The sequence below is a fragment of the Oceanobacillus sp. B139/18 genome, from assembly GCF_055524595.1.
On sequence record NZ_JBVFXI010000003.1, the window covers coordinates 344,054 to 367,021 of the forward strand.

Below are 22,968 nucleotides of genomic sequence, written 5' to 3' on the forward strand. Positions count from 1 at the left end.
TTTAATAACGTTTTAAAATTTTTCGTTCCAGTTTTTGCTCCATTAATCTCCAGCCTTCCTCACAAGTCGGTTCCATAAGATATGGTTCAAAACCGTAATTTAAATACATATTAATTGCTTGGAAACTTGTTGTTTGTGTTGTGAGATATGCTTTAGAATGGTATTCAGCCAAGGTGTTCATTGCTGCTGTCATTAAAGGCTTCGCGAGTTTTTTACCTTGATATGCTGGCGTAACGCCTACCCAGTGAATTCTTCCACTGATTTCTCCATCCCCTCTTAAATCACCATGCCAGGCAGTAGTTGTCGCTATTTCTTCTCCATCTTCATTTTCAACAAACAGGCAGCGCTTTGTCATCTCATCTGTAAACAGACCAAATTCCTTCTCAAAGTACGCTAGTGCTGCTGCTTCTTCCTTAAATTCATCGACGCTTGTTTCAATTTTTGCCCAATGACGTTCATCACCTTTTTCATAGAAGCGGATGCTATATCCATCTGGCAAAGAAAACTGAGGAATATCTGACAGATTTTTTCTCAGCATATTCAACGGAATATGTTTCATTTTTTTCAGCCTCTTTCTCCATTTAGTATATATTACCATTTCATTAATAAGCTTTATCAGCTACCGCTTTTGCTGTCGCTTCTTTAAATTGAAGTGCTTCATCTTTTAATTTTCCGGCAACACCATTACACAATATATCAATCACAAATAATTGTGCAATTTTTGCAGACATCGATCCGCCTTGGAGGGCAGTTTCTCTTCCACCAGTTAATAGAACAACGTCTGATAATTTCGTAATTGGTGAACGAGTAAAATGAGTAATGGATAAAATTTTTGCTCCTTTTTCCTTAGCAATCTTTAAAGCATCGACGGTATCCTTTGTGCTACCGCTTACAGAAATGCCTATTGCCATATCTTCCTCTGTTAGTGTTGTTGCAGACATTGCTTGAATATGAGAGTCAACAAATGCTTCGGTGGATTGTCCAATTCGAATAAATTTATCTCTGGCATCTGCAGCTGTATTCCCGGATACCCCCACCCCATAAAAGACGATTCGTTTACTTGTGATAATATACTGAATGGCTTTTTCTAATTCCTTGATATCGAGGATACTCGCTGTCTCTTTTAAAGACTGAACATTATTAGCCAGTGTTTTTTGAACGATAAACTGTACCTCATCTGCTTCATTAAACTCTTCTTTTTTGGCTTCATCAAAAACATCATAGGAAGACTTCGCAACTTCTTTTGTAACAGCCATTTTAAAAGATTGGTACCCTTTAAACCCCATTTTTCTGCAAAAACGTAAAACTGTTGTTTCTCCCACGCCAATACGTTCTGCTAATTCCGTTACAGTCATATATATGGTTGATTCCATATTTGCCTGTACAAAATCTGATACTTTTTTTTCCGATTTTGTAAATGCATTCTGATAGCTTGATATTTTAGCTATAAATTGAACTTCATTATGAAATTCTTTCTGTTTATTCAATTTCGTATCCTCTCCTTTTTCGATATCCTCCAAACGATACAATACTTATGAAGTATACTTTTATTATTATCCCCTTGGTTATATAGTATATCGAAATATTCACAATGAGAAAAAGGAATATATGTTGATTGATAAGTTATAAAATTATTATAACAATTAAAATGAATATTTCCACCATTTTTTAAAAATAAAATGGATTTCTTCTCTTTTTTAGTTCATTTCTTTTATTAAAACAGCCTTTTTACTAGATAAATAAGAAAGGATAGTGTCTAACTCAATTAAAATCAGTCAGACACTATCCTTTTTATAAAGCAAAATCATTTTTTAAATTAAATCAACAAACATGTTTACTCTTATTTCTAAGCAACTATATTTAATAGAATCGTAATCGTAACAATACTGACCACCGTCGAGATAAACGTAATCGTCGATACAAGCTCCGGCTCCGTATCAAATTCAATGGCATACATCGTGGTTGTTGCAGCTGTCGGCATGGCAGAAATAATAATCAACACCGTCCCGATCAACGGGTCCATCGGCACAAGCCACACAAAGATGGCTGCCAGAATCGGTGCAGCAATCATTTTTAAGGTAACGGAAGAAAGCACAACCTGCCAATCTATCTTTAATGCCGTTAATGATCCCAGCTGCATACCGAGCATAATCATCATCACCGGAATAGCGGCGTCTCCGACCATTTCAATTGTAGAATGGATATAATCTGGTATTGTAATAGATTGCAGCGAAAAGAAAAAGGCTAATATCGCCGCATAGGTTGTCGGCATTTTTAAGATATTCATAAATGCTCTCCGCATCCCACTCGTACTTCTGGACGCATAGTAAATGCCGAAGAAATTATTCTGCAGGGATTGAACTACCATGATAAAAATGGCATAAGGTACTGCTGCATTGCCGATACTATATAAAACTACCGGCAGACCATAATTCCCCGAATTCATAAAGCCGGTTGAAAGAATGGCAGCACTCTCTTTATTTCCATCCCAGCCAAAGATTTTTGCCAGCATTTTATTAATAAATACCATGATATAAAATAAGGCAAACATATAAATGAGAATCACTAAAAATCCAGAATCAAATTCTGCATCATACAATGTTACAAATACCAGCGCCGGTGAAAGGATATATAAACAGACAGCAGACACCGACCGCACATCCAGCACACGGATACGCTGCAGGATAAACCCAGTTGCAAAAACAGCCATAATCGGTAAAATAACTTCAATAAATAATAACATATGTACATCTCCACGCTTTTTTTCAATTAATTCAAGTGTATCATATGGCGTCAACTCTATTTTTATGCCAAACTGTCATCAGCTGTAAATACCCTTCAAAATAAAGCATCTATTTGGTTACCATTCCTTAAGAAAATCCTCACAAACTAAAAAAAGTTGACAAATCGAAAGAAAAAGTACATACTAGTAGAGTTAAGAAGTAACAGTTGTGATTTGGCATTCTGTGAAGCTTTTTGTAAATGCTTATTCACACTGGCGCGGCTAAGGGGCCGCAAGGATGCAGCAGAAGGTTTGGGGCTGCATTGCTTAAGTTAGAAAAGATGATTTTAGAATATTTACCGCGGACATTCCGTAAGCGTTATACGGATAGATGGCTCAGCAAATCTAACTGAGTCAGGACAAATAAACGAATCATATGATTTAGGAATGGATTTAATTTCTCCTGAATTTTATGTTCCAACTTAAAATTAATTTTGATATCACGTGTTACTTTAATCATAAAGGGGTACTCTTTAAAGAGAGTATCCCTTTTCCAAATTTCACATATTTTTGAAAGGAGCATCTAATATGCCGACAGACTTGCCAATCGGTTCCATTATAGCCATGACCGTTTTACGAAAAATAGATACCGGATATGTTTTATCTGCTTATGGAGAAGAAGTGCTGCTTCATCATAACGAAGCACAATCCGCCTTAGAGCTGGATCAATCTGTGGATGTCTTCCTCTATGTAAATAAAAAAGGACAGGTAAATGCCACTACATATTTGCCCTCTGTCACACTTGGATTATATGACTGGGCGGAGGTTGTGGGTGTTCTTCCCCGTTTAGGTGTTTTCGTCAACATCGGCACCTCGAAGGATATTCTTGTCTCCAAAGACTCCCTGCCTTTATTTCAGGAAAGCTGGCCGCGCTCCGGAGACCGTTTATATATCACGCTGCAGCTTGATAAAAAAGGACGCCTGTTAGGTGTGCCTGCTTCTGAAAACATTATTGCGAATAATGTTTTTGCCGCACCGGAACAACTGAACCAGCAAACGGTTATTGGCACAGTTTATTATACGAATAAAGAAGGGGCAGCGATTATCACCAGTGAAGGCTATCGCGGTTTTATCCATCGAACAGAGCGAAAAATGGAACCTCGCGTCGGACAGGTGATTGAAGGAAGAGTGATTGCCGTGAAAGAAGACGGCTCTATTAATGTCTCTCTCCGCCCGCTGAAGCAGGATAGTTTATCCGATGATGCAGATGCTATTTTAAAGCATCTGGAAGCGAATAACGGCGCCATCCCTTTTCATGATAAAAGCGACCCCGAAGAAATCCGGGCCACGTTTCAAATCAGTAAATCTGCTTTTAAACGTGCAGTAGGAACATTATTAAAGCGGGGACAAATCAAACAGGAAAATGAACAAATCATTAAAGTGGAATAATCCAGTCATAAAAATAAAAGCAATGTCTGCTTTTTCGTACAGACATTGCTTTTATTTTTATGCTGCTGTATTTTTGTAAGAATCTAAAACTGCTGATATAATGAACCCAATTGCTCCCGCAAACATACAGGCAATTCCGATTCCGCCAAATCCAGCTCCTGCAAAATCAACTTTTGGTGCGATTGATGCTACAAGAATCAATAAAATTCCCACAAGTGCTAAGAATAGATTTGGATAATAACCAGCATGGGATTCTTTGGAAGTCATTCTAACGAGAAAAATACTGATAAGTGCTGTAATCGCTGTTAAAATAGCTCCAAATGTGATAACCGCTTCTACCATTTCCTCACCCCGCCATTAATTAATTACACTACTTTTAGTCTACAATTGAAGAATAAGAAAGTCAATATTCATCTCATCTGCACAAGGAGGAATATTGAAAAGGTATCAGGTTGTATATTCGCCATTAATCCGCACATAATCATAAGACAGATCGCATCCCCAGACAGTAGCCTGATCTGTCCCCAGCGCTAAAGACACCGTTATCTTTATTTCCGGATTCTCCAGATAGGATTGAATTTGGTCCAGGTTCTCCTTATCGCCAATCGGTTTTCCTTGATAAATTAAGGTATCTCCAAAATAAATTGCTATCTTTTCCAGATCCACTTCTATTTCATCTTCACATTTTCCGATTGCCATGGCGATACGCCCCCAATTGGCGTCTTCTCCAAAAATAGCCGTTTTCACAAGTGGCGAATTAACAATGCTTTTCCCTATCTTCTTCGCTTGCAGAAAACTGGAAGCTTCATTTACAGTTACCTCCACCAGCTTGGTTGCTCCTTCTCCATCACGGGCAATTTCTTTAGCCAGATCGATACTCATTGCTGTCAGAGCTTCTTTGAATGCTTGTAAATCTACCTTTCCAGCAGCCCCGTTTGCCATAATTGCTACCGTATCACTTGTACTCGTATCCGTATCAATACTGACCATATTAAATGATTGATTGACCGCTTCCTTCAATAATTTCTCCAGCTCATCTGCAGAAATAGCTGCATCTGTAACAAAATAAGAAAGCATCGTAGCCATATTCGGCTCTATCATTCCAGAGCCCTTCGCCATTCCAACCAGGGTAGCATCACCGATTTTGCACATTTTTAGTTTGGGATAGGTGTCTGTTGTCATTATTGCTTCCGCCGATTTATCTAATCCGCCTTCCACCAGATTATTTTTAAGATTTTTTATGCCTGCCCGCATCTTATCCATTGGCAGCTGGTACCCTATCACTCCTGTCGATGAAGGTAAAATATCCTCTGGAGCGATGTCTAATTCCGCAGCAATTAATTCGTTTAACTCGATCACATTTTTTATGCCTTCTTCTCCTGTCGCTACGTTTGCATTTTTACTATTGATCGCAAAGCATTGTAATTTTCCATTCGCAACATTTTGCTTTCCAATAGGAATAGGCGCTCCGCAAAATCTGCTTTGTGTAAACATGGCAGCCGCATTTGCCAGCTCTGTTGATAAGATAACCGTGAAATCCAGAGTTTCATCTTTGATTCCCAGGCTTTTCGAACATGTATAAAAACCTTCAGGCATATTTTCTAAAATATATTCCTTATCTTTCAGTAAATTTTTCATTTTTATGTACTGCCCCTTTTATTTAAAATCTCAACTTTCGCACATTAAAAAGTAACTTCATTTCCATAGAAACAGGAGTTGATTGTTCCTTCGCTAACACCCTTGATAAAGATTATAGAAGGTGAAGTGTAAAGCACCGCTGCGGCGACCATTTAGCTTCCCTAGGGGCACGCTCTTCAGCTAACTTTTTCCAAGAAGAGCACTTAGCAAAAGTGGATCTTCAGATGGTGCTGATCCCTCAGGAGTCAAAACGGTCCGCCTCCGCTAGCAGGATATTCTATGCGTGAAAAACAACTCACCAAACAGAAGTTTAATCAGATAGAACCTATTTTTCATGCTGCATGGTAACATGATCCGCCAAGATTCCTTTCTGTGCATCGAAGCGATTCCCTGTATTTCATATCCATGCTGTCATGATTGGTTATTCAAGCGAAAGCTGCTATTTCCTTCAGCTTATTAAAATCTTATTTCTTTCATTCGCTGTAGAATCCTGTCAGAGCGCAGGCCAACCACGCAGACTCCTATGAGAACAGGGCGAGCTGAAGATCCACTTGAAAAGCGGTTTTCTTTTCAAGTTAGCTGAAGCCGTCCCCATGGCAGACTAAAAGCGCAACGTCCTGGGGTTGCGATTACTCACCCCATCGAAAAGAGTTGTTGCAACGTCTGCACTAGTACGTCCTGGGACTGCGATTACTCGTCCCATCGAAAACATTTGTACGTCGGAAAGCGGAGTGGTTGGCCGGAGCGGAGCTATGCACCATCATCAATTCCAAAAAGGCCGGATATTTCACCAAAATGCAAGCATGGTAATGAAGAACATGTTCATCTTGGAATAGCAATATATATTTGCTTATTCTTAGGTGCGAAAATTGAGTTAATATCTTAAAATATACTAATCTATAGTTGTCGTAAGAAACTTTCTGATGAAAAATAATATATAATAAATATGCACTAAAATGATTAAATATGCAATATGTATTTTGAAATTATTCGAATAAATAGACGGGTAACATGCAGGGGACCCAAGATAGCACTTTTTCTTCTAAAGAAAACATGACATTCACAAATGCTTTAGCTAGGACTCGGACTTGCGATTACTCGTCCCATCAAAAGCACTGCACTTATACTTTATTCCTTTAATTCTTTATACTTAAAGTGCAAAAATAGAATACAATTCCCATAAATGGAGGTATACTTATAATTGGTATATATTTCTATGATATGAATATAAGGAGGAGGAAATATGCAAACGTTCGCAAATTACGCCTATGAACGACCGGATCTCCCGAAAGTGAAAGAGGATTTTTATCAAAAGCTGGAGCAATTCCAAAACGCTGCTTCCATGGAGCAGGCAATCACTGCTATTGATACCATTAACGCGATTCGGAATCACCTTTCAACCATGTATAATCTTGTATTCATCCGTGCTTCCATCGATACCCGCGATGCATTTTATCACGAAGAACGGGATTTTTTTGATGCGCATCTTCCGGAAATTCAGGAATTATCTACCGCATTTTATAAAGAACTCCTGAAATCTCCTTACGAAGCCCAGCTTCGAGATAAGTATGGTTCCCAATTATTTGATTTGGCGGAATGTGAAATCAAGGCTTTCTCGAAAGAAATCATTCCACTGCTGCAGACAGAAAATAAGCTGACCTCTGCTTACTCCAAATTAATTGCATCTGCCGACATTGAATTCCGGGGTGAATCATATACGCTGGCACAGCTCGGCCCATTTGCAGAGGACCCGGACCGCCAAACCCGAAAAGAAGCATTGGAGGCCAGACAAAGCTTTTTTGCAGACAATAAAGAAAAGCTGGATCGCCTCTATGACGATTTAGTGAAAACACGTCAACAAATTGCGGAAAAGCTAGGTTTCAAAAACTTTGTTGATGTTGGCTATCTTCGCATGCAGCGTGTTGATTATAACGCAGAAATGGTCCAGCGTTACCGCAAACAAGTGGAGGAAGTCATTGTACCGATTGCCACAAAGCTTTATGAAAAACAGGCTAAACGAATTGGTGTAGATTCCTTGAAATTCTATGATGAAGCCTTTGTTTTCGCTTCTGGAAATGCCGCTCCGAAGGGCAATCCAGATTGGATTATTAAAAATGGCAAGCAAATGTATGATGAATTATCAGAGGAAACCAGTGCATTCTTTCAGTTTATGCTGGACCGCGAGCTGCTGGATTTAGAGGCAAAAAAAGGCAAGGAGAGCGGCGGATATTGTACGTATATAGAAGATTATCAGTCTCCGTTTATTTTCTCTAATTTTAATGGAACCTCTGGAGATATCGATGTCTTGACGCATGAAGCAGGACATGCTTTTCAAGCTTATTCTAGCCGTCATTTTTCTGTGCCGGAATATTATTTTCCGACAAGCGAATCTGCTGAAATTCACTCCATGAGCATGGAATTTTTCACCTATCCGTGGATGGAAAATTTCTTTCAAGAGGATGTGGACAAATATAAGTATGCACATCTCTCTGACGCGATTCAATTTCTGCCATATGGCGTTGCAGTAGATGAATTCCAGCACCTTGTTTATAAAAATCCAGACTGGACATCAGAGGAGCGTAATCAGGCTTGGCGCAATCTGGAGAAGAAATACCTGCCGCATCGCGATTACAATGGAATAGAAAGCTTAGAATCAGGTGCTTTCTGGCAGAAGCAGGGGCATATCTATGAGGATCCGTTTTATTATATCGATTATACGCTCGCACAAATCTGTGCCTTTCAATTTTTAAAGAAATCACAGGAAAATCGGGAAAAAGCATGGCAGGACTATCTGGACCTGTGCAAACTCGGCGGCTCCAAGCCATTTTTAGAGCTTGTTCAATCTGCCGGTTTAGCGTCTCCTTTTGAAGAAGGAACGGTCGAAGCGGCGGTTGATTTTATTGAAGATTGGCTTGATCAGGTTGACGATCAGGCGCTATAACACATTTAGGTGAGAAGCTGATAAAGAAGGCTTCTCTCTTTTTTTGTCTGCTGGGTTTTGCCCTGACATTATGATAAAATAGGAGTAGTTTTAAGGAGAAAAGGAGATTACAATGACTTATCGCGCATTATTTTTAGATATTGACGGAACCATCCTGCAGCCGGACCACACCTACACGCCGTCCACGCAAGAAGCAATCCGGCAAGTAAAATCTGCTGGGTTAGATGTGTTTTTATGCACAGGCAGACCGTTTGTGGATATCCAAAATTTAGCCTCTAATTTTGAGATCACCTCCACGGTTACCTATAATGGCGCCTACGCGCTTCATCAAGGAGATGTTATTTTTAACGCACCGATGAAACAAGAGGATGTAGAGAAAATGGTATCCATTGCCGGTCAAAGTGAAAGTGAGCTGGTGCTCTACACAACCGAAAATAATTACTTCACTTCTCTAACGAATCCGTATGTGAAGGATTTCAATAACGTATTCCAGCTGCATCAAAATAAAATCTTCAGACCGGATGTCGCAGATAAAATTGTTTCAGCTTCCGCAATTAATGTGACAGAAGAGCAGGTAAAGGACTTTGAAATCACCGAGGATTACCACCTCTCCAAGGTCAACGTGCCTCATGCGAGTGAATCCTATGATGTGCTTCGGACTTCTGTCAATAAAGGGATTGCTATTAAACACATGCTGGAGCATCTGAATATCTCTCCTTCTGAGGTAATTGCTTTTGGAGACGGAATGAATGATAAAGAAATGCTCCAGTTTGTCGGCACAGGCATTGCCATGGGAAATGCCGATTCCAGATTAGTGGAATATGCGGACTTTCAAACAACATCAGTGACAGATTCAGGTATTTTTAACGGATTGAAAAAGCTTGGTCTGGTGAAATAGGTTAACGAAAAAGCATGGAAAGGCAGTATTTCCATGCTTTTTCTATCTAGCTAATATATCATTTAGCGCAGCTTCTCATACTCCAGCATGACCGCTTCCGTAATCGGATGATTCTGTTCTAATCCGCTTACCTCTGCAAAAGCTGCCGCCGGCCCTTTTTTTTGAATCATTCTTTGAAGCTTCACTGCTTCTTCATCGCTTTTATTTTGAAACCGTAAAGCAGCTGCCATCGCTTTGGCTAAATATGTCGGCGCAGCAGATGTAAATTCCAAATACATACTTGCCGGTCGTACAAATCTGTCTTTCGGCCCCAGCTTGCGAACCGGTCCTCTGCCCACACGGGTAACTTCATCGGAAATATGCGGGTTTTGGAATCGGCCGATGATTTTTTGGATATAGTCTGCATGCGCTTTGGCGTCAAATCCATAGGCTTCTATTAAAGCCTGGCCAGTCTCCTGTAATACGCCGTTTAAGGTATCCATCACCGCTTCACCCTGTAGTGCTTCATCAATGGTTTCATATCCATGGCAGCTTCCCAAATAAGCTGTCGCTGCATGCCCGGTATTGACAGTGAACAGCTTGCGCTCAATATATGGCCCAAGTTCTTCAACATAGGTGATTCCTTTAATATCAGGTAGCTCGCCTTGAATAAATGTCTTCTCCACGACCCATTCATAATAAGGCTCCACACGAACATCCAGCAAATTCGCATTTGTTTGATTCGGTACTATTCTATCTACTGCCGCATCTGGAAAACCAAATAAATCGTCAAAGCCTTCCTGATCTGTTTCACTGATTTCCTGGTAAACATATTCCTTTAATAACGTACTGCCGCCAATCATATTTTCGCAGGCAATGATGGCAAGCGGCTCGCGGTGAATATCGATTCTTTCCACAAGTCCTTTGGCAATCGCTTTTGCGATGACAGGCAAAATATTCGGCCCGACAGCGGTTGTAACGATATCCGCATCGATGATAGCATTCGTCACAGCCTTCGGGTCTTCTATACTGTTAATACCAGAAATATGTTCTACAGTGACCGCATCACTTGTTTCATCTGCAAAATGAACCTGGTATGATTTGTGTTGATTAATGCTTGAGATAATTTCATCGTTAACATCTACAAAGGTAACCTCGTACCCTGACTGATCCAGTAAAAGTCCAATAAAGCCCCTGCCGATATTTCCTGCACCGAAGTGAACCGCCTTCATCAGTCATTCACCTCATTAAGGGTTGCTATAATTTCCTCCTTAGTAGCTGCCTGTGTCAATTTCTCCACATTCTCTTCTTCTGAGCAGATAATAGCAATCTGCGATAATATTTCTAAATGCTCATCCCCTTTTCCCGCAATACCAATCAACAGTTTTACGATATTTCCATCGCCAAAATCAACGCCGTCTGGAACCGTGACAACTGACAGTCCGGTTGCTAAAACTTCTTTTTTCGCATCTTCTGTCCCGTGCGGAATAGCTAATGCATTTCCCATAAATGTCGTTGCAATCGCTTCACGCTCCAGCATCTTATCAATATAGCTTTCTTTCACATAACCATTATTTAATAAAATGCCGCCAACGTAACGAACCGCTTCCTCCTTAGATGCGAGCTGTACACCTAATTCAATATTCTCTGCGCTTAAAATTTCTTTTGTCATGGATATGCACTCCTTTTTTAAAACTTGGATAAAGTAACTACTTATCTTAATTAACGGTTTTCCTCTTGGTAAAACTTTTCCTGAATAAATAATTGAAACTGCTTTGTCAAAGCTTGCTTAATTTCTTTTTCTTCTGCTTCCTGAAGCAGCTTCAGATACGTATCATCCTGAATAATCAAACCGCTGATAAAGCTTAAAATATCTAATGCTTCCGGATGCACGGCTTCCGGAGCAAGCATGATCAAAATACGTGATACATCCATCTTTGTTCCGTCCATTGCCTCTACTTCTTCCTTCTTAGGTAATTGAAAAACATAGAATCCCGGCCCGTTAATCGTATCTGATCTGGTATGAAATAAAGCAAGCTTTGAATCAGGAATCCCTAAACCGCCCTGAGCTTCTCTCTTGGTCAATTTTTCAAACAGAATTTTTTGATTTTCAATCAGGCCGTGCTGCTGTAATTGAAGACAAATAGATGCCAAGAAACGCCGCTTCCCTTCTTTCAGATGAAATAATTTAAACCGGTTTAACACCTGTAAAATGGTGTCTGAATAACGATGCATTTCTTGAAGGTTTACTAGAAAATCTCCTTCCATCATCTTATTTGTTTTCACTGATGATGAAGGCCGTGTTAATGCTGCTTTTCGGATGGCTGTCTTCACTTTGGCAGCCTCGTCCTCTGTCAGCATCGGTGAAATGTGCACATAGCTTTGATTCAAATTTTCTAAAAGAACGGTCGAAACAATGACATCATATTCTAAAAACTCCTCTTGCTTTAAATCAAAAATGGATTGGTGCCTGGCCAGCTCTATTTCTGGAAATTTACGTTCTAATTTGGTGGCCAGCATTTTTGATGTCCCAATCCCTGTGGAACAAATAACCAGAACACGTACATCTTGACGCTCCTCGGTCTGCAGAAGTGTCGCTGCAAAATGCAGGACAATATAAGCAATTTCTTCTTCCGGAATCTGCAACTCCGGAAAGACAGATGCAGTACATGCTTCAATTATTTCGAAAAGCTCCATATAATCCCGTTTGATTTCTGCCAGCATCGGATTATGAATATTCATCTGCTGTTTCATTCGATAGATAGCTGGCTTTAAATGCGTGGTTAAATCGTTTAAAAAGCGGTTATTTGCCGATAAATCAATCTGCAGCTCTTCTCCTGCTTTGCGAATGAGCTCCTTCACCCGATGTGCCAGATCCATACTGGCCTCTTCCAGCAAATAGGATTGATTTTCTCTAAGCTTTGCTCCCATTAAATGCATCGTAATATAGCCAATCTCGTCCTCCGGAATCTCGATGGAAAAAGCAGTCTCCAGTTTTTCAATTAATTTAGCTGCAATGTGGTATTCCTGCTTCCCCTGAATCTCCTGTTTATACCCCTCATCAAAATGGATGGTATCTCCTTTTTGCAGTCTTTCAATCGCAAGCGCCAAATGAACAACCAGCCCGACATACGCACTGTCTGCCAAATGATAAGGAAGCTCCCTGCCGATTGCCTGCACCTGCTCTTCTATTTTCTCTAATTTCAGCGGGTCAACGAGACCTAATAACCGGTCAGAAATTGTTTCACCCTTTGCTTTTTCTTCCTTATTTTTTGCTTTGATTTTCTCCACAAATTCAAATAAATCAATATGACGGGAGATTAAATTACTTAATACAGCCCGTTTTTTCACTTCATCCCCTTGAATTTCTACGCCATATCCTTTTTTCCGGACAAGCTCTAAATCAAAAGTCTGGATACGCTTCTCAATGTCATCCAAATCCTGAGAAATTGTAGCGATCGTCACATTCAATTCACTGGAAAGGGTAAATAATTTAATCGGCTCATGAACTTGAATCAATGTATTCAATAAAATAGATTGTCTTTCTTCTTCCGATAATTCGACCCCGTCCAGCAGTGCAACCTGTTCTTTTAATTGCTGCTTCTGCTGCAACTTTCCGTTAATCCTAATTCCAGAACCTGCCTTTTTATAAAAAGTCAGTTGATAAGCCGCTAATACATCCTCTAATTTCTTTAGTTCACGGTGAATGGTTCTGGTACTGACGTTCAGTTTATCCGCTACTTGTTTTACTGTTTTGTCTTCTTCATCCGATAGTAAAAAAGACAGGATATTTCGTTCACGACTAGTAAGATACATTGCCATTCACCTCCCTTCCGCAGATAGCCTTCCCTTAATAGAGAAGGCTATTACTTTATTATAACTGCACAGAACACATCAATCCTTTAATCGTTCGACCAATTCATCGTAGCGCGGGCTGTTTAAGAAATTATCGACAGAAATATGCTCTGCATTCGGACGTTTTGCTTTCGCCCTGTCTGTCAGTGTTTTTTGCGTAATGATAATATCCGCATCATCCGGGATTTCATTTATTGCTTTATTGGTTACATCGATGGCAATATCGTTTTTCTTGAATTTATTCTTTAATAAGGAAGCTCCCATTGCACTGGAGCCCATTCCGGCATCACATGCAAAAATAATTTTATTCACTTCTGTTGGGTCCTTCACAGGTGTTTCGATATCCGCTTCTTCCTTTTCTCCTGTCAGAGAACTGCTGACACTGCTTTTCTTTCCTTTCATTGCTTCCATCTTTTCAGTAGAAGCGGTAAGATCCTCTTCCCCGCCTTTTGAAGTCTTCAGGATAAGGGAAGCAATACCAAAGGAAACGGCAGTTGCTATAATAACACTTAAAATAACTCCGACATAACTGTTAGCAGGTGTCATGAATATAACAGCGAAAATACTTCCTGGTGAGGCAGCAGCTCTCAACCCTGCATCAAATAATTGAAGTGTAAATATTCCTGACATACCACCAAAAATGGCTGCAATAATTAACGTAGGCTTCATTAAGATATAAGGGAAATAAATTTCATGAATACCACCTAAGAACTGAATAATTGCTGCCCCTGGCGCAGATGCTTTGGATACGCCTTTTCCAAAGAAAGCAAAAGCAAGTAATATTCCTAGACCAGGTCCAGGATTCGCTTCAAGAAGGAACAGAATAGATTTTCCTGTTTCTAATGACTGTTCTGATCCAAGCGGTGTCAGAATACCGTGGTTAATCGCGTTATTTAAAAATAGTGTCTTGGCAGGTTCGAGAATAATACTGGTTAACGGTAATAAACCCGCACTGACAATAGCTTCAACACCTCTTCCTAAAGCATTTGTTAAGCCAGAAACGATTGGTCCAATTCCAGCTACAGCAATCATCGCAAGGATAGCGGCTAAAATCCCAGATGAGAAATTATTATATAACATTTCAAAGCCCTGGCGAATTTTTGCCTGAAATAGATCATCCACTTTCTTCATCAGATAACCGGCTAACGGGCCCATTACCATCGCTCCAAGGAACATTGGCTGTTCTGCTCCGACAATAACCCCCATTGTCGCAATGGCACCTACAACTCCTCCACGGAAATCATAGACCATACGTCCGCCTGTGAAACCAATCAATAATGGCAATAAATATTTAATCATTGGATCAACTAAGCTAGCCATCGTTTCATTTGGAATCCAGCCATCCGGAATAAATAAAGCTGTAATTAACCCCCAAGCAATAAAAGCACCGATGTTCGGCATAATCATTCCACTGAGGTTACTTCCAAATTTTTGTACTTTTGCACGTAATCCACCGTTTTGTGTTGACATATTGTTAAACTCCTTTCCCTTTTGAATTCATTTCTTATCTTTATTTTATGCCGTGTCCTCTAGGGAAAACAACTTAATCAAAATGCAACTTTGTCACGTGTTTGTTGCCAAAACAATATTAGAGAATTGTCATGCTTGGATAGAAGAAGAGATGCGATATAGCGTTAAATGGGAAAAAAGAGACATCTGCCAGACAGGTAAAATATATCCTCTCTAACAAAATGTCTCTGGTAAGCCTCAACAAATTATCATGTTCTTCATTTTTTTTGACCAAGCAATTTCACAAGAAAAAGCCGCCATATAACATGGCTCCAGCAATAATAAATGCCGGATGCACCTGTTTTATTTCTATCAGATAAAAACTGATAACAACAATAATGGCTGTTTGCAGCAGTCCAATACTGATATATGCTTCTGTCCAGAAATTCCAGGCAATCACACCCAGCAGCACTGCAATAACTGGCTGGACAAATACCGTCAGCCGATGGACGCGTTCGGATTTTTTATATTTGAGTAAAATGCCGCCCAGTAAAATCATTAAAATCAACGAAGGGGCAACCGTGGCAAAGATTCCGACAATGGAGCCTGCCACACCGCCTAGTTCATAGCCGACGTATCCTGCCATTTTGGTGGCTATCGGTCCGGGCAGTGAATTGGCAAAGGCCAGCACCTCTCCAAATTCCTGCACAGACATCCACCCATAATTACGCACGACCTCATTTTCGACCAGGGTTATCGAAGCAGGACCGCCTCCATAGCCGATGATTCCCGGAATAAAGAAAGCAACAAAAATATCCCATAAAATCATGAGCGTTCACCTTCTTTCTCCTTCTTTTTCACCGGAAGAGCAAAAGCGATAATTAAGAGAAAGCCAATCACAATGCCCGGATGAATATGCAGGTAATTTAGCACTACAAATATCACCGCAATCATGATAATCGCACGTATCCAGCCGAGACCTTTTCCCGCTTTATGAAGGAACTGCCACGTCAGAACAGCCATCATCATCCCGACAACAGCTACCACCGCTGCAGTCATGCCCTTCACCCAATCAAATTCGCGGACCTCTGATAGCGTTCTTAATAAAATAATAACTAATAAAACCGTTGGAATCACAGAAGCAACCAACGCATTCAGCATACCAATCCAGCCGGAGACACGATAGCCGATATAGCCTGCCAGCTTGGTGGCTATCGGTCCAGGCAGGGTATTGCTGATGGATAACATATCAGTAAATTCGTCCTCATCCATCCATTTATACTTCTCGACAGCTTCCTTCCGCATAAGCGGGATCGAGGCCGGCCCGCCGCCAAAGCCCAGCATTCCTATCCGGAAGAAAGCGATAAAAATATCCCATTGCTTTTTCATGAATATAACAATCCTTCTTTATCTCATTTTCAAGCCTGTTCTACCATACAGCGATATGCCCGTCTGTTCTGGACTCGGTTCCTCCAGAGAGCACGCCGGTTTCCGGGTTGCGCCAGATGATTTGCCCGCGTCCGAAGCTGTTCGGCTCCAGCTGTATGTGTATATCATGTCCTTTTTGACGCAATTCTTGAGCAATCGTATACGGAAATCGATGCTCTACCTCTATCCTTTTCTCTTTCAACCATTGCCATCTCGGTGCATCCAAAGCAGCCTGCGGATGAAGTCCAAAATCAATCGTATTCATCACAACCTGAACATGTCCCTGCGGCTGCATAAACCCTCCCATCACGCCGAATGGGCCAATTGCTACATTGTTCTTTGTAATAAAACCGGGAATAATCGTATGATAGGTTCTTTTCCCGCCTGCCAGCACATTGACGTGCGTCTCATCCATAGAGAAATCCCATCCTCGATTTTGCATCGCAATCCCTGTTCCGGGAATCACTACTCCTGAACCAAAGCCCTTATAATTACTCTGGATAAAGGAAACCATATTCCCTTCTTCATCTGCTGTTGCTAAATAAACTGTTCCGCTGCCAGCAGGGTCTCCTGCATTAGGAAGAATCGCTTCCTCGCCAATCAATGCCCTTCTCGAAGCCGCATATTCCTCACTCAAGAGCTGCTTCGTTGTATAGCGCATTTGGATTTCCTCGGTAATATGCCGCTTCCCGTCTTCAAAAGCCAGCTTCATCGCTTCCATTTGCTTATGATATGTATCTACCGATTCCTTGGCTGTCATCGAATAGCCTTTTAAAATATTCAACGCTTTCAGCGCAATGATTCCCTGCCCGTTCGGAGGAATCTCCCAAACATCATACCCCCGGTAATTGACCTTTATCGGAGCTACCCATTCTGTTTCATGCTTTTCTAAATCCGTCTTTGTTAAAAAACCGCCGGCTTCCTCAGAGGCCCGGGCAATTTTGTCAGCCAGCTCTCCTTCATAAAAAGAAGCGGCATCCGTTTCTGCAATCGCTTCTAACGTCGCTGCATGATCAGCTGATTTCCAGATTTCCCCCACTTTAGGAGCTCTGCCGTCAGGTGCAAAGGTTTCAAACCAGGCAGCAAAATCATAGCCCTCTTCCTTTTGATACATTTGATAGGCTTTCTTCCAGAAGCGTGCTAATATTGGCGATACCGGAAAGCCTTCCCGGGCATATTCAATAGCCGGCTGCAGCGTTTCTTTTAAAGACAATTTGCCAAATCGTCTGGACAACTCTGCCCATGCTTTAGGTACACCAGGCACCGTTACAGGTATCCACCCGAATGGAGGAATCGTATCATATCCTTTTTCTTTGACTGCCTCTATGGAAATATGTTCAGGAGACCTTCCGCTGCCATTCAAACCATGCAGCTCTCCTTTTGTCCATACAAGGGCAAACGCATCTCCGCCAATTCCATTGGATGTCGGCTCTACCACTGTTAAACAGGCCGCTGTCGCAATCGCAGCATCAATGGCATTGCCGCCTTTTTTCAAAATTTCTAACCCCGCCTCCGCTGCCAAAGGCTGGCTCGTCGCAACCATCCCTTTTTTTGCGTATATGGATTCTCTTGCAATTGCATAAGGATTAAATTTTTGATGTATCTGCTCCATCTGCTCATCCTTTCAAGGACTATTTTGTTATCGTCTGACCGGCAAGAAAAACCGGATATCCCATCAAAAAAACACGGAATATGAAAGACTCTATCCCCTTTCTTTAAGTCTATCATACTTGTTCTGGAATCTGTAAGCGTTCTTGCTAATCTATCCATCTAAAAAAAGACTCTTCCTGCCATTCATAGGAAAAGTCTTTTCAAATCAAATTTAATTACCTGCGAAAAACAGTCCAAGCTGTGCTAATAAGGCACTGCACAGATACGTTCCTGCAAATACAAAGACAGCAACAATCGCAATTTTCCAGGAGGTTCTCCGCAAATCAACAAGCCGGTTGGCTACGGAAATACCGGCAACCGTCAAAATTGGTGTTGTAATCGCAAGAAAGTCTACAGACTGGATTGCTTCAACGAAAAAATCTGAAATCAGGCACATCGTTAAAGATGTAATTGATACCCAGCCTAAAATAGGAAAATCACGGATGACTTTGATTGGAACTAATTTCATAAGATCAGCAATAATCACACCCATAAATGAAAATAACCAAAGGATTCCTAACCCGACAAAGGTCATGGATGTAATTGGTGTCGAATCCGGGTTTTTAATCAGCTTGATTTCTTGTGCAAATAAAATCAATGCTACACTTAATAAAAGTACGAACGCATATCGGATATAACGGCGCATGGTCGGGTTCATTTTTTGTCACCTCTAACTAAGAACTTATATACAACCTGCTGTAACGGAGCGGCAAGGAATACCATCGTAAATGTACCGATAAAGCTGGTTAACAGCTGACTGGCGGAAGCATAGGCTAAAATGGTGTTTTCCATTTCAGGAACTCTTGCTACCAGCGTGGCAGATGCCGCACTCATCATGCTTCCTGAACCTACTCCAGAAGCCATCGCAAGTGCCTCAACACGAATACCGAAATCAAGCAAAATCGGTGCAAATATACTAAAGAACATCGTCCCGAATAACGTACCGATGACATAAAGCGAGATAACTCCCCGCCCTTCCGGAGATTCCAATGTATACTTTTCGGAAATATACGCAAGCTCTCCTTCCCTTCCTAATCCTAAGGTGGCTCCAATTGCTTCGCGGCGCAAGCCTATCAATATAGCAATTGGCAGTCCGAAAAGAACTGTTCCCAGATTACCAATCTCCTGAATAATAAACACCCAGCCGACCTGCAGAATCTCTCTGATCTGCGGAGCAACATCGGACCCGTACCGAGCCATTAATGGAAGCATAATAAAAATTAAATATTTGCTTGCAAAATCAACATTCTTCTTACTGTATATCTTTTTCAGAATACCTTTCCGCAAAAACGGCAGAGCAAGGATCATCGTAATGGCAATCGCAAAAACTAATGGAAGCATCGAAATGGTCATTGAACCGATTGTAAACGATTGAATACCAATCAGCTCAGCTGCCGCAATAACTGCCAGGACAAACAATACAAAATAAACAAAATTTTTCACCATATCTATTCCCCAATTCTTAAAGTACGTGTTTAAAAAGCCCCTTTTATTAGGCCTTTTGAACATCCTTTTAAACGCAACTAGTTGGAACCATCCACAATCTGATTAATCACCGAAAGATATTCCGAATAAGAACGTTTGTACAATTTTTCCTTGTCCACATTTTCATCTATATTTTCTAATACTTCCGCAACAAATTCCGGGAAAATGCTATAAATAAATTCCGGATCCACATCAATGAAATCATCACCATGAATCGTTCCTGTAAAGCCGCTGTAGCCGATTTGGATACATGGAATCATATACGATAAATCACCAATATCCCCAGCCGCACTAATAAAGCTCTCGTTATCGATTTCATCAATTTCCGAAAAATTATCAAAAACAGCTTGTACAAAGGTGGAAAGGTATCTGTTCTGAATAAACGGAAGGTACCCCATTTGTGTATGTGTTCCCACGTCCCCCTGCAGGGCAATCGCGCTTCCCTTAGCTGCATCATCCAGTTTGGCTGCCGCTTCTTTTAAATAATCCACGGTTTTTGTCCGGAGATCGGTGCCAACTGTGATTTCATTCGGAACCACATTGGTCGACATATCGGAGCCCATTACAATAGGATTAATACGAACATGCTCCTTCTCATCCAGCTGCTGTCTCATTAAACCGACTGCAGTATTGAAAACCGTGGACATGCTGTAGGCATTCTTGCTGGAAAACGGATCAAAACCGGCATGCGTTGCTTTTCCTTTAAAGGTATACTTTTTATAAAGAAAACCAGCTAAATCGCAATTCACATTCACTGTCCAGTTATCAAACTCGCCGCCAATGGCATGTACGCAAATAGCTAAATCGATATCATCAAAAACACCCAGCTTCATCAATTCCGGCTTGCCGCCATAATGCGTGATCGTTCCCTGTTCAATCAATGCATCACGATAAGCCAAATCTAAATACTCTTCTGCTGGGACAAAGATAAAACTTATTTTATTTTTCCAATTCTTGCTGGCATTCGTCTTCACGTAATAACGATAGATTGCCAGTGCGATGCCCACTTGCGTATAGTGTCCACAGTTATGAGCCGCTCCGGTCTCTTTATCAGCGTACATATGTGATGGTGCATACACTGCATCCAGCTCAGCAATAAACGCAATATGTGTATCCCCTTCTTCGGGCCCTAATGTCGTCTTGAATCCTGTCGTACTGAAATGCTCGATGTCCACATCTGGATCAACTTCCTTTAAAAAGCGGATGATATTCTCTTTTGTCCGCTGTTCTTTATAGCCTAATTCCGGGTGGTAATAAATATCCTCTGCCACGTCTTTTATCAGCTGATATTGCTCTTTAAAAAACATAATGGATTCTGAACGCTCCTTTTCAACATGTTAAAGTGTTAAAGCATGATAATATCTTATCATTCGACAAATTTCACGTCAATACAGCTTTTTCACACTTTTTTGATATTATTTTGAACATCATGGTACAGGCTTCCAAAAAAGAAAAAGCATAGGAAACAGAGGTATCATAAAAAATCTGCTTCCTACACTTTTTTTGCTATATCAACCGCATGCCTATTCACTGACTTCAATATCATATTTCCGTAACCAATAATCAATCTGGCAGAGATGAGCAATTAACTGCGGCCCTCTCATCAGCTGACCATACCACGGATCCTTGAACTCTTTCCCCGTGCTTTCTACAATTTTCTCTACCTTATCCTTCTTCAAAAACTCAAAGATCCTTGCTTCGGAGTCGGTTAAAATCTTCCGCATCCACTGCGACACCTGCTCCGTATATTCCGGCTGAAATGTCCTTGGATAAGGGCTCTTCTTCCGGTAAAGCACCTCTTGCGGCAGAACGCCTTCCATCGCCTTTCGTAAGATCCCTTTCTCCCTGCCATTTGCCATTTTCATTTCCCAGGGAATATTCCAGACATATTCCACAAGATGATGATCTGCATATGGAACACGCACTTCCAGCCCTGCACCCATGCTCATTCGATCTTTTCTGTCCAGAAGCTGGGACATAAACCACTGCATATTTAAATAAAACAATTCCCTGCGCCTTGCATCTACCTTGCTTTCTCCATCGAGGCGAGGCGTTTCATCTATTGTCGTTTGATATCTGTCCTGCACATAATCTGCAATTTGTAATTTGCTCTGCCAATCATCATGCAATAATTCAACTCTTCCATCTAAAGACCGAATCCATGGAAAGCTGTCTCCCACGGCCGTCGGATCATGGAACCAAGGGTACCCGCCGAATATTTCATCTGCACACTCTCCAGACAAAGCCACGGTTGTATGCTTCTTCATTTGCTGGCAGCACCATAATAAGGAGGAATCAATATCTGCCTGCCCCGGCTGGTCTCTCACTTCGACCGCTTCTTTCAGCAGGGAAGCAAGCTCCATCCCTGTAATCACTTCTTCATGATGATCTGTTGAGAAAGCTTCCACCATTTTTTCAATCCATTGCTGATCACTGGAAGGCTGAAATTTACTCTCCTGAAAATGCTTTTTATTACCTTGGTAATCGAGGGAGAAGGTCGATAAAGCGCCCAGTCCTTTTTCTTTGTAGTGATTTGCCGCTATGGCTGTAATTGCACTGGAATCTAAACCGCCTGACAGGAAGGTAGCCACAGGTACATCTGCTACAAGCTGCCTTTGAACGGAATCGATAAACAGCGTCCGTACTTTTTCTGCTGTCTCTTCTAAGGAATCCTTATGCTCTTTACTTTCTAAATTCCAATAACGCCAGACCTTTATTCCTTCTCTCGAAACAGCCATCGCATGCCCGGCTCTTAATTCATTGACATCTTTAAACAACCCATGCCCCGGTGTTCTGGAAGGCCCCAAACCAAAGACCTCCGAGAGCCCGGTCCGATCAATTTTTGTTGTTACCTGCGGATGCGCAAGAAGCGCTTTTATTTCGGAACCGAACACAAACGTTTTTCCTTTTTCACTGTAAAAAAACGGCTTTACCCCTAAACGGTCACGTGCAATAAACAGCTTCTCCGCCGCATTATCCCAAATAGCAAACGCAAAAATACCGTTTAAGTGGTCCACACAGTCTTCCTTCCATTCCATATAACTTGTTAACAGGACCTCTGTATCCGAGGATGTCGTAAATGTATACCCCCGCTGCATCAGGCTTTTCCGTAATTCCTCTGTATTATAAAGCTCTCCGTTATAACAAATAACGTATTGCTTATGTTCCGCCTCTTTGGTCATCGGCTGTCTGCCGCCCTCTAAATCAATAACAGAAAGACGGGTATGGCCAAATCCTACGTGACCATCCAGCCAATAATCCGTTGCATCTGGACCGCGCAAAGACAATGTAGCTGCCATCTTTTCTAATGTGTCTCTCTCGTCCCTCGCACGTTTATCCCAGCTAATGAATCCGGTAATTCCACACAAATGGCCTCATCCTCTCTGGCAATGTCTCCAGTTCCACATTAGCCTATGCTATGCCGGCCAAGTTCGTGCATAACCAGAGGAATGTTTGGTTAGAAAAATGGATTGT

General features: G+C 41.2%; 19 protein-coding genes. 3 read left to right on the plus strand and 16 right to left on the minus strand.

The window, feature by feature from the left end; translation table 11 throughout:
• Position 1: 1 nt before the first annotated feature.
• From ACZSMY_RS12075 to ACZSMY_RS12085, 3 genes are all read right to left on the minus strand, one after another.
• Positions 2–559, minus strand: coding sequence for a GNAT family N-acetyltransferase (locus ACZSMY_RS12075; protein ID WP_256705010.1), 558 nt, complete (start codon positions 557–559; stop codon positions 2–4).
• 43 nt (positions 560–602) lie between these two features.
• Complete coding sequence (locus ACZSMY_RS12080; protein ID WP_256705011.1) at positions 603–1,487, minus strand: MurR/RpiR family transcriptional regulator; 885 nt, start codon at positions 1,485–1,487, stop codon at positions 603–605.
• Positions 1,488–1,846: 359 nt separating this feature from the next.
• Positions 1,847–2,743, minus strand: a complete 897-nt coding sequence (locus ACZSMY_RS12085) for an AEC family transporter (RefSeq protein WP_256705012.1) — start codon at positions 2,741–2,743, stop codon at positions 1,847–1,849.
• 567 nt (positions 2,744–3,310) lie between these two features.
• Between ACZSMY_RS12085 and ACZSMY_RS12090 the strand changes: the two genes are divergently transcribed.
• Positions 3,311–4,171: a CvfB family protein gene (locus ACZSMY_RS12090; protein WP_042530079.1), complete on the plus strand. Its 861-nt coding sequence runs from the start codon at positions 3,311–3,313 to the stop codon at positions 4,169–4,171.
• 57 nt (positions 4,172–4,228) lie between these two features.
• On the opposite strand, the gene ACZSMY_RS12095 is transcribed toward ACZSMY_RS12090, so the two are convergent.
• Together ACZSMY_RS12095 and argJ are read right to left on the minus strand one after the other, a co-directional pair.
• Positions 4,229–4,513 (minus strand): hypothetical protein, encoded by a 285-nt coding sequence (locus ACZSMY_RS12095; protein ID WP_042530077.1) that lies wholly within the window; start codon positions 4,511–4,513, stop codon positions 4,229–4,231.
• A 105-nt stretch (positions 4,514–4,618) separates the two neighbouring features.
• Positions 4,619–5,809 (minus strand): bifunctional glutamate N-acetyltransferase/amino-acid acetyltransferase ArgJ, encoded by a 1,191-nt coding sequence (argJ, locus tag ACZSMY_RS12100; protein WP_289584425.1) that lies wholly within the window; start codon positions 5,807–5,809, stop codon positions 4,619–4,621.
• A 1,243-nt stretch (positions 5,810–7,052) separates the two neighbouring features.
• Here argJ and ACZSMY_RS12105 point away from each other — a divergent pair.
• On the plus strand, positions 7,053–8,750 hold the full coding sequence (locus ACZSMY_RS12105) for a M3 family oligoendopeptidase (RefSeq protein WP_042530073.1): 1,698 nt from the start codon (positions 7,053–7,055) through the stop codon (positions 8,748–8,750).
• A gap of 112 nt (positions 8,751–8,862) precedes the next feature.
• Positions 8,863–9,648, plus strand: coding sequence for a Cof-type HAD-IIB family hydrolase (locus ACZSMY_RS12110; RefSeq protein WP_042530071.1), 786 nt, complete (start codon positions 8,863–8,865; stop codon positions 9,646–9,648).
• Between the two features lie 62 nt (positions 9,649–9,710).
• Here ACZSMY_RS12110 and ACZSMY_RS12115 read toward each other — a convergent pair whose 3' ends face one another.
• The 11 genes from ACZSMY_RS12115 to asnB form a co-directional block, all read right to left on the minus strand.
• Positions 9,711–10,859, minus strand: coding sequence for a mannitol-1-phosphate 5-dehydrogenase (locus tag ACZSMY_RS12115; protein ID WP_042530069.1), 1,149 nt, complete (start codon positions 10,857–10,859; stop codon positions 9,711–9,713).
• Positions 10,859–11,299, minus strand: a complete 441-nt coding sequence (locus ACZSMY_RS12120; RefSeq protein WP_042530067.1) for a PTS mannitol transporter subunit IIA — start codon at positions 11,297–11,299, stop codon at positions 10,859–10,861. Before ACZSMY_RS12120 ends, ACZSMY_RS12115 begins: the two co-directional genes overlap by 1 nt.
• Before the next feature lie 50 nt (positions 11,300–11,349).
• Complete coding sequence (locus ACZSMY_RS12125; protein ID WP_212928339.1) at positions 11,350–13,443, minus strand: BglG family transcription antiterminator; 2,094 nt, start codon at positions 13,441–13,443, stop codon at positions 11,350–11,352.
• Positions 13,444–13,521: 78 nt separating this feature from the next.
• On the minus strand, positions 13,522–14,952 hold the full coding sequence (locus ACZSMY_RS12130; RefSeq protein ID WP_256705016.1) for a PTS mannitol transporter subunit IIBC: 1,431 nt from the start codon (positions 14,950–14,952) through the stop codon (positions 13,522–13,524).
• Positions 14,953–15,232: 280 nt separating this feature from the next.
• Positions 15,233–15,760, minus strand: a complete 528-nt coding sequence (locus ACZSMY_RS12135) for a chromate transporter (protein ID WP_193065510.1) — start codon at positions 15,758–15,760, stop codon at positions 15,233–15,235.
• Entirely contained in the window at positions 15,757–16,320 is a 564-nt protein-coding gene (locus ACZSMY_RS12140) for a chromate transporter (RefSeq protein ID WP_193065509.1), read from the minus strand. Before ACZSMY_RS12140 ends, ACZSMY_RS12135 begins: the two co-directional genes overlap by 4 nt.
• A gap of 40 nt (positions 16,321–16,360) precedes the next feature.
• Positions 16,361–17,971 (minus strand): gamma-glutamyltransferase family protein, encoded by a 1,611-nt coding sequence (locus ACZSMY_RS12145; protein WP_425313005.1) that lies wholly within the window; start codon positions 17,969–17,971, stop codon positions 16,361–16,363.
• 210 nt (positions 17,972–18,181) lie between these two features.
• Positions 18,182–18,667: a DUF751 domain-containing protein gene (locus tag ACZSMY_RS12150; RefSeq protein WP_042530059.1), complete on the minus strand. Its 486-nt coding sequence runs from the start codon at positions 18,665–18,667 to the stop codon at positions 18,182–18,184.
• Positions 18,664–19,455 (minus strand): DUF3100 domain-containing protein, encoded by a 792-nt coding sequence (locus ACZSMY_RS12155; protein ID WP_465147820.1) that lies wholly within the window; start codon positions 19,453–19,455, stop codon positions 18,664–18,666. The genes ACZSMY_RS12150 and ACZSMY_RS12155 overlap by 4 nt, the downstream gene beginning before the upstream one ends.
• A gap of 77 nt (positions 19,456–19,532) precedes the next feature.
• Positions 19,533–20,801, minus strand: a complete 1,269-nt coding sequence (locus ACZSMY_RS12160) for a M20/M25/M40 family metallo-hydrolase (RefSeq protein ID WP_465147821.1) — start codon at positions 20,799–20,801, stop codon at positions 19,533–19,535.
• 216 nt (positions 20,802–21,017) lie between these two features.
• Positions 21,018–22,862 (minus strand): asparagine synthase (glutamine-hydrolyzing), encoded by a 1,845-nt coding sequence (gene asnB / locus ACZSMY_RS12165; RefSeq protein ID WP_212928343.1) that lies wholly within the window; start codon positions 22,860–22,862, stop codon positions 21,018–21,020.
• Positions 22,863–22,968 lie beyond the last annotated feature (106 nt).

Coding starts and splice junctions, on each gene's coding strand:
- ACZSMY_RS12075 (WP_256705010.1), bottom strand. CDS start 559: ATGAAACATATTCCGTTGAATATGCTGAGAAAAAATCTGTCAGATATT.
- argJ (WP_289584425.1), bottom strand. CDS start 5,809: ATGAAAAATTTACTGAAAGATAAGGAATATATTTTAGAAAATATGCCT.
- ACZSMY_RS12130 (WP_256705016.1), bottom strand. CDS start 14,952: ATGTCAACACAAAACGGTGGATTACGTGCAAAAGTACAAAAATTTGGA.
- ACZSMY_RS12125 (WP_212928339.1), bottom strand. CDS start 13,443: ATGTATCTTACTAGTCGTGAACGAAATATCCTGTCTTTTTTACTATCG.
- ACZSMY_RS12135 (WP_193065510.1), bottom strand. CDS start 15,760: ATGATTTTATGGGATATTTTTGTTGCTTTCTTTATTCCGGGAATCATC.
- ACZSMY_RS12150 (WP_042530059.1), bottom strand. CDS start 18,667: ATGAACCCGACCATGCGCCGTTATATCCGATATGCGTTCGTACTTTTA.
- ACZSMY_RS12140 (WP_193065509.1), bottom strand. CDS start 16,320: ATGAAAAAGCAATGGGATATTTTTATCGCTTTCTTCCGGATAGGAATG.
- ACZSMY_RS12095 (WP_042530077.1), bottom strand. CDS start 4,513: ATGGTAGAAGCGGTTATCACATTTGGAGCTATTTTAACAGCGATTACA.
- ACZSMY_RS12090 (WP_042530079.1), top strand. CDS start 3,311: ATGCCGACAGACTTGCCAATCGGTTCCATTATAGCCATGACCGTTTTA.
- ACZSMY_RS12155 (WP_465147820.1), bottom strand. CDS start 19,455: ATGGTGAAAAATTTTGTTTATTTTGTATTGTTTGTCCTGGCAGTTATT.
- ACZSMY_RS12085 (WP_256705012.1), bottom strand. CDS start 2,743: ATGTTATTATTTATTGAAGTTATTTTACCGATTATGGCTGTTTTTGCA.
- ACZSMY_RS12105 (WP_042530073.1), top strand. CDS start 7,053: ATGCAAACGTTCGCAAATTACGCCTATGAACGACCGGATCTCCCGAAA.
- ACZSMY_RS12120 (WP_042530067.1), bottom strand. CDS start 11,299: ATGACAAAAGAAATTTTAAGCGCAGAGAATATTGAATTAGGTGTACAG.
- ACZSMY_RS12160 (WP_465147821.1), bottom strand. CDS start 20,801: ATGTTTTTTAAAGAGCAATATCAGCTGATAAAAGACGTGGCAGAGGAT.
- ACZSMY_RS12115 (WP_042530069.1), bottom strand. CDS start 10,859: ATGAAGGCGGTTCACTTCGGTGCAGGAAATATCGGCAGGGGCTTTATT.
- ACZSMY_RS12110 (WP_042530071.1), top strand. CDS start 8,863: ATGACTTATCGCGCATTATTTTTAGATATTGACGGAACCATCCTGCAG.
- ACZSMY_RS12145 (WP_425313005.1), bottom strand. CDS start 17,971: ATGGAGCAGATACATCAAAAATTTAATCCTTATGCAATTGCAAGAGAA.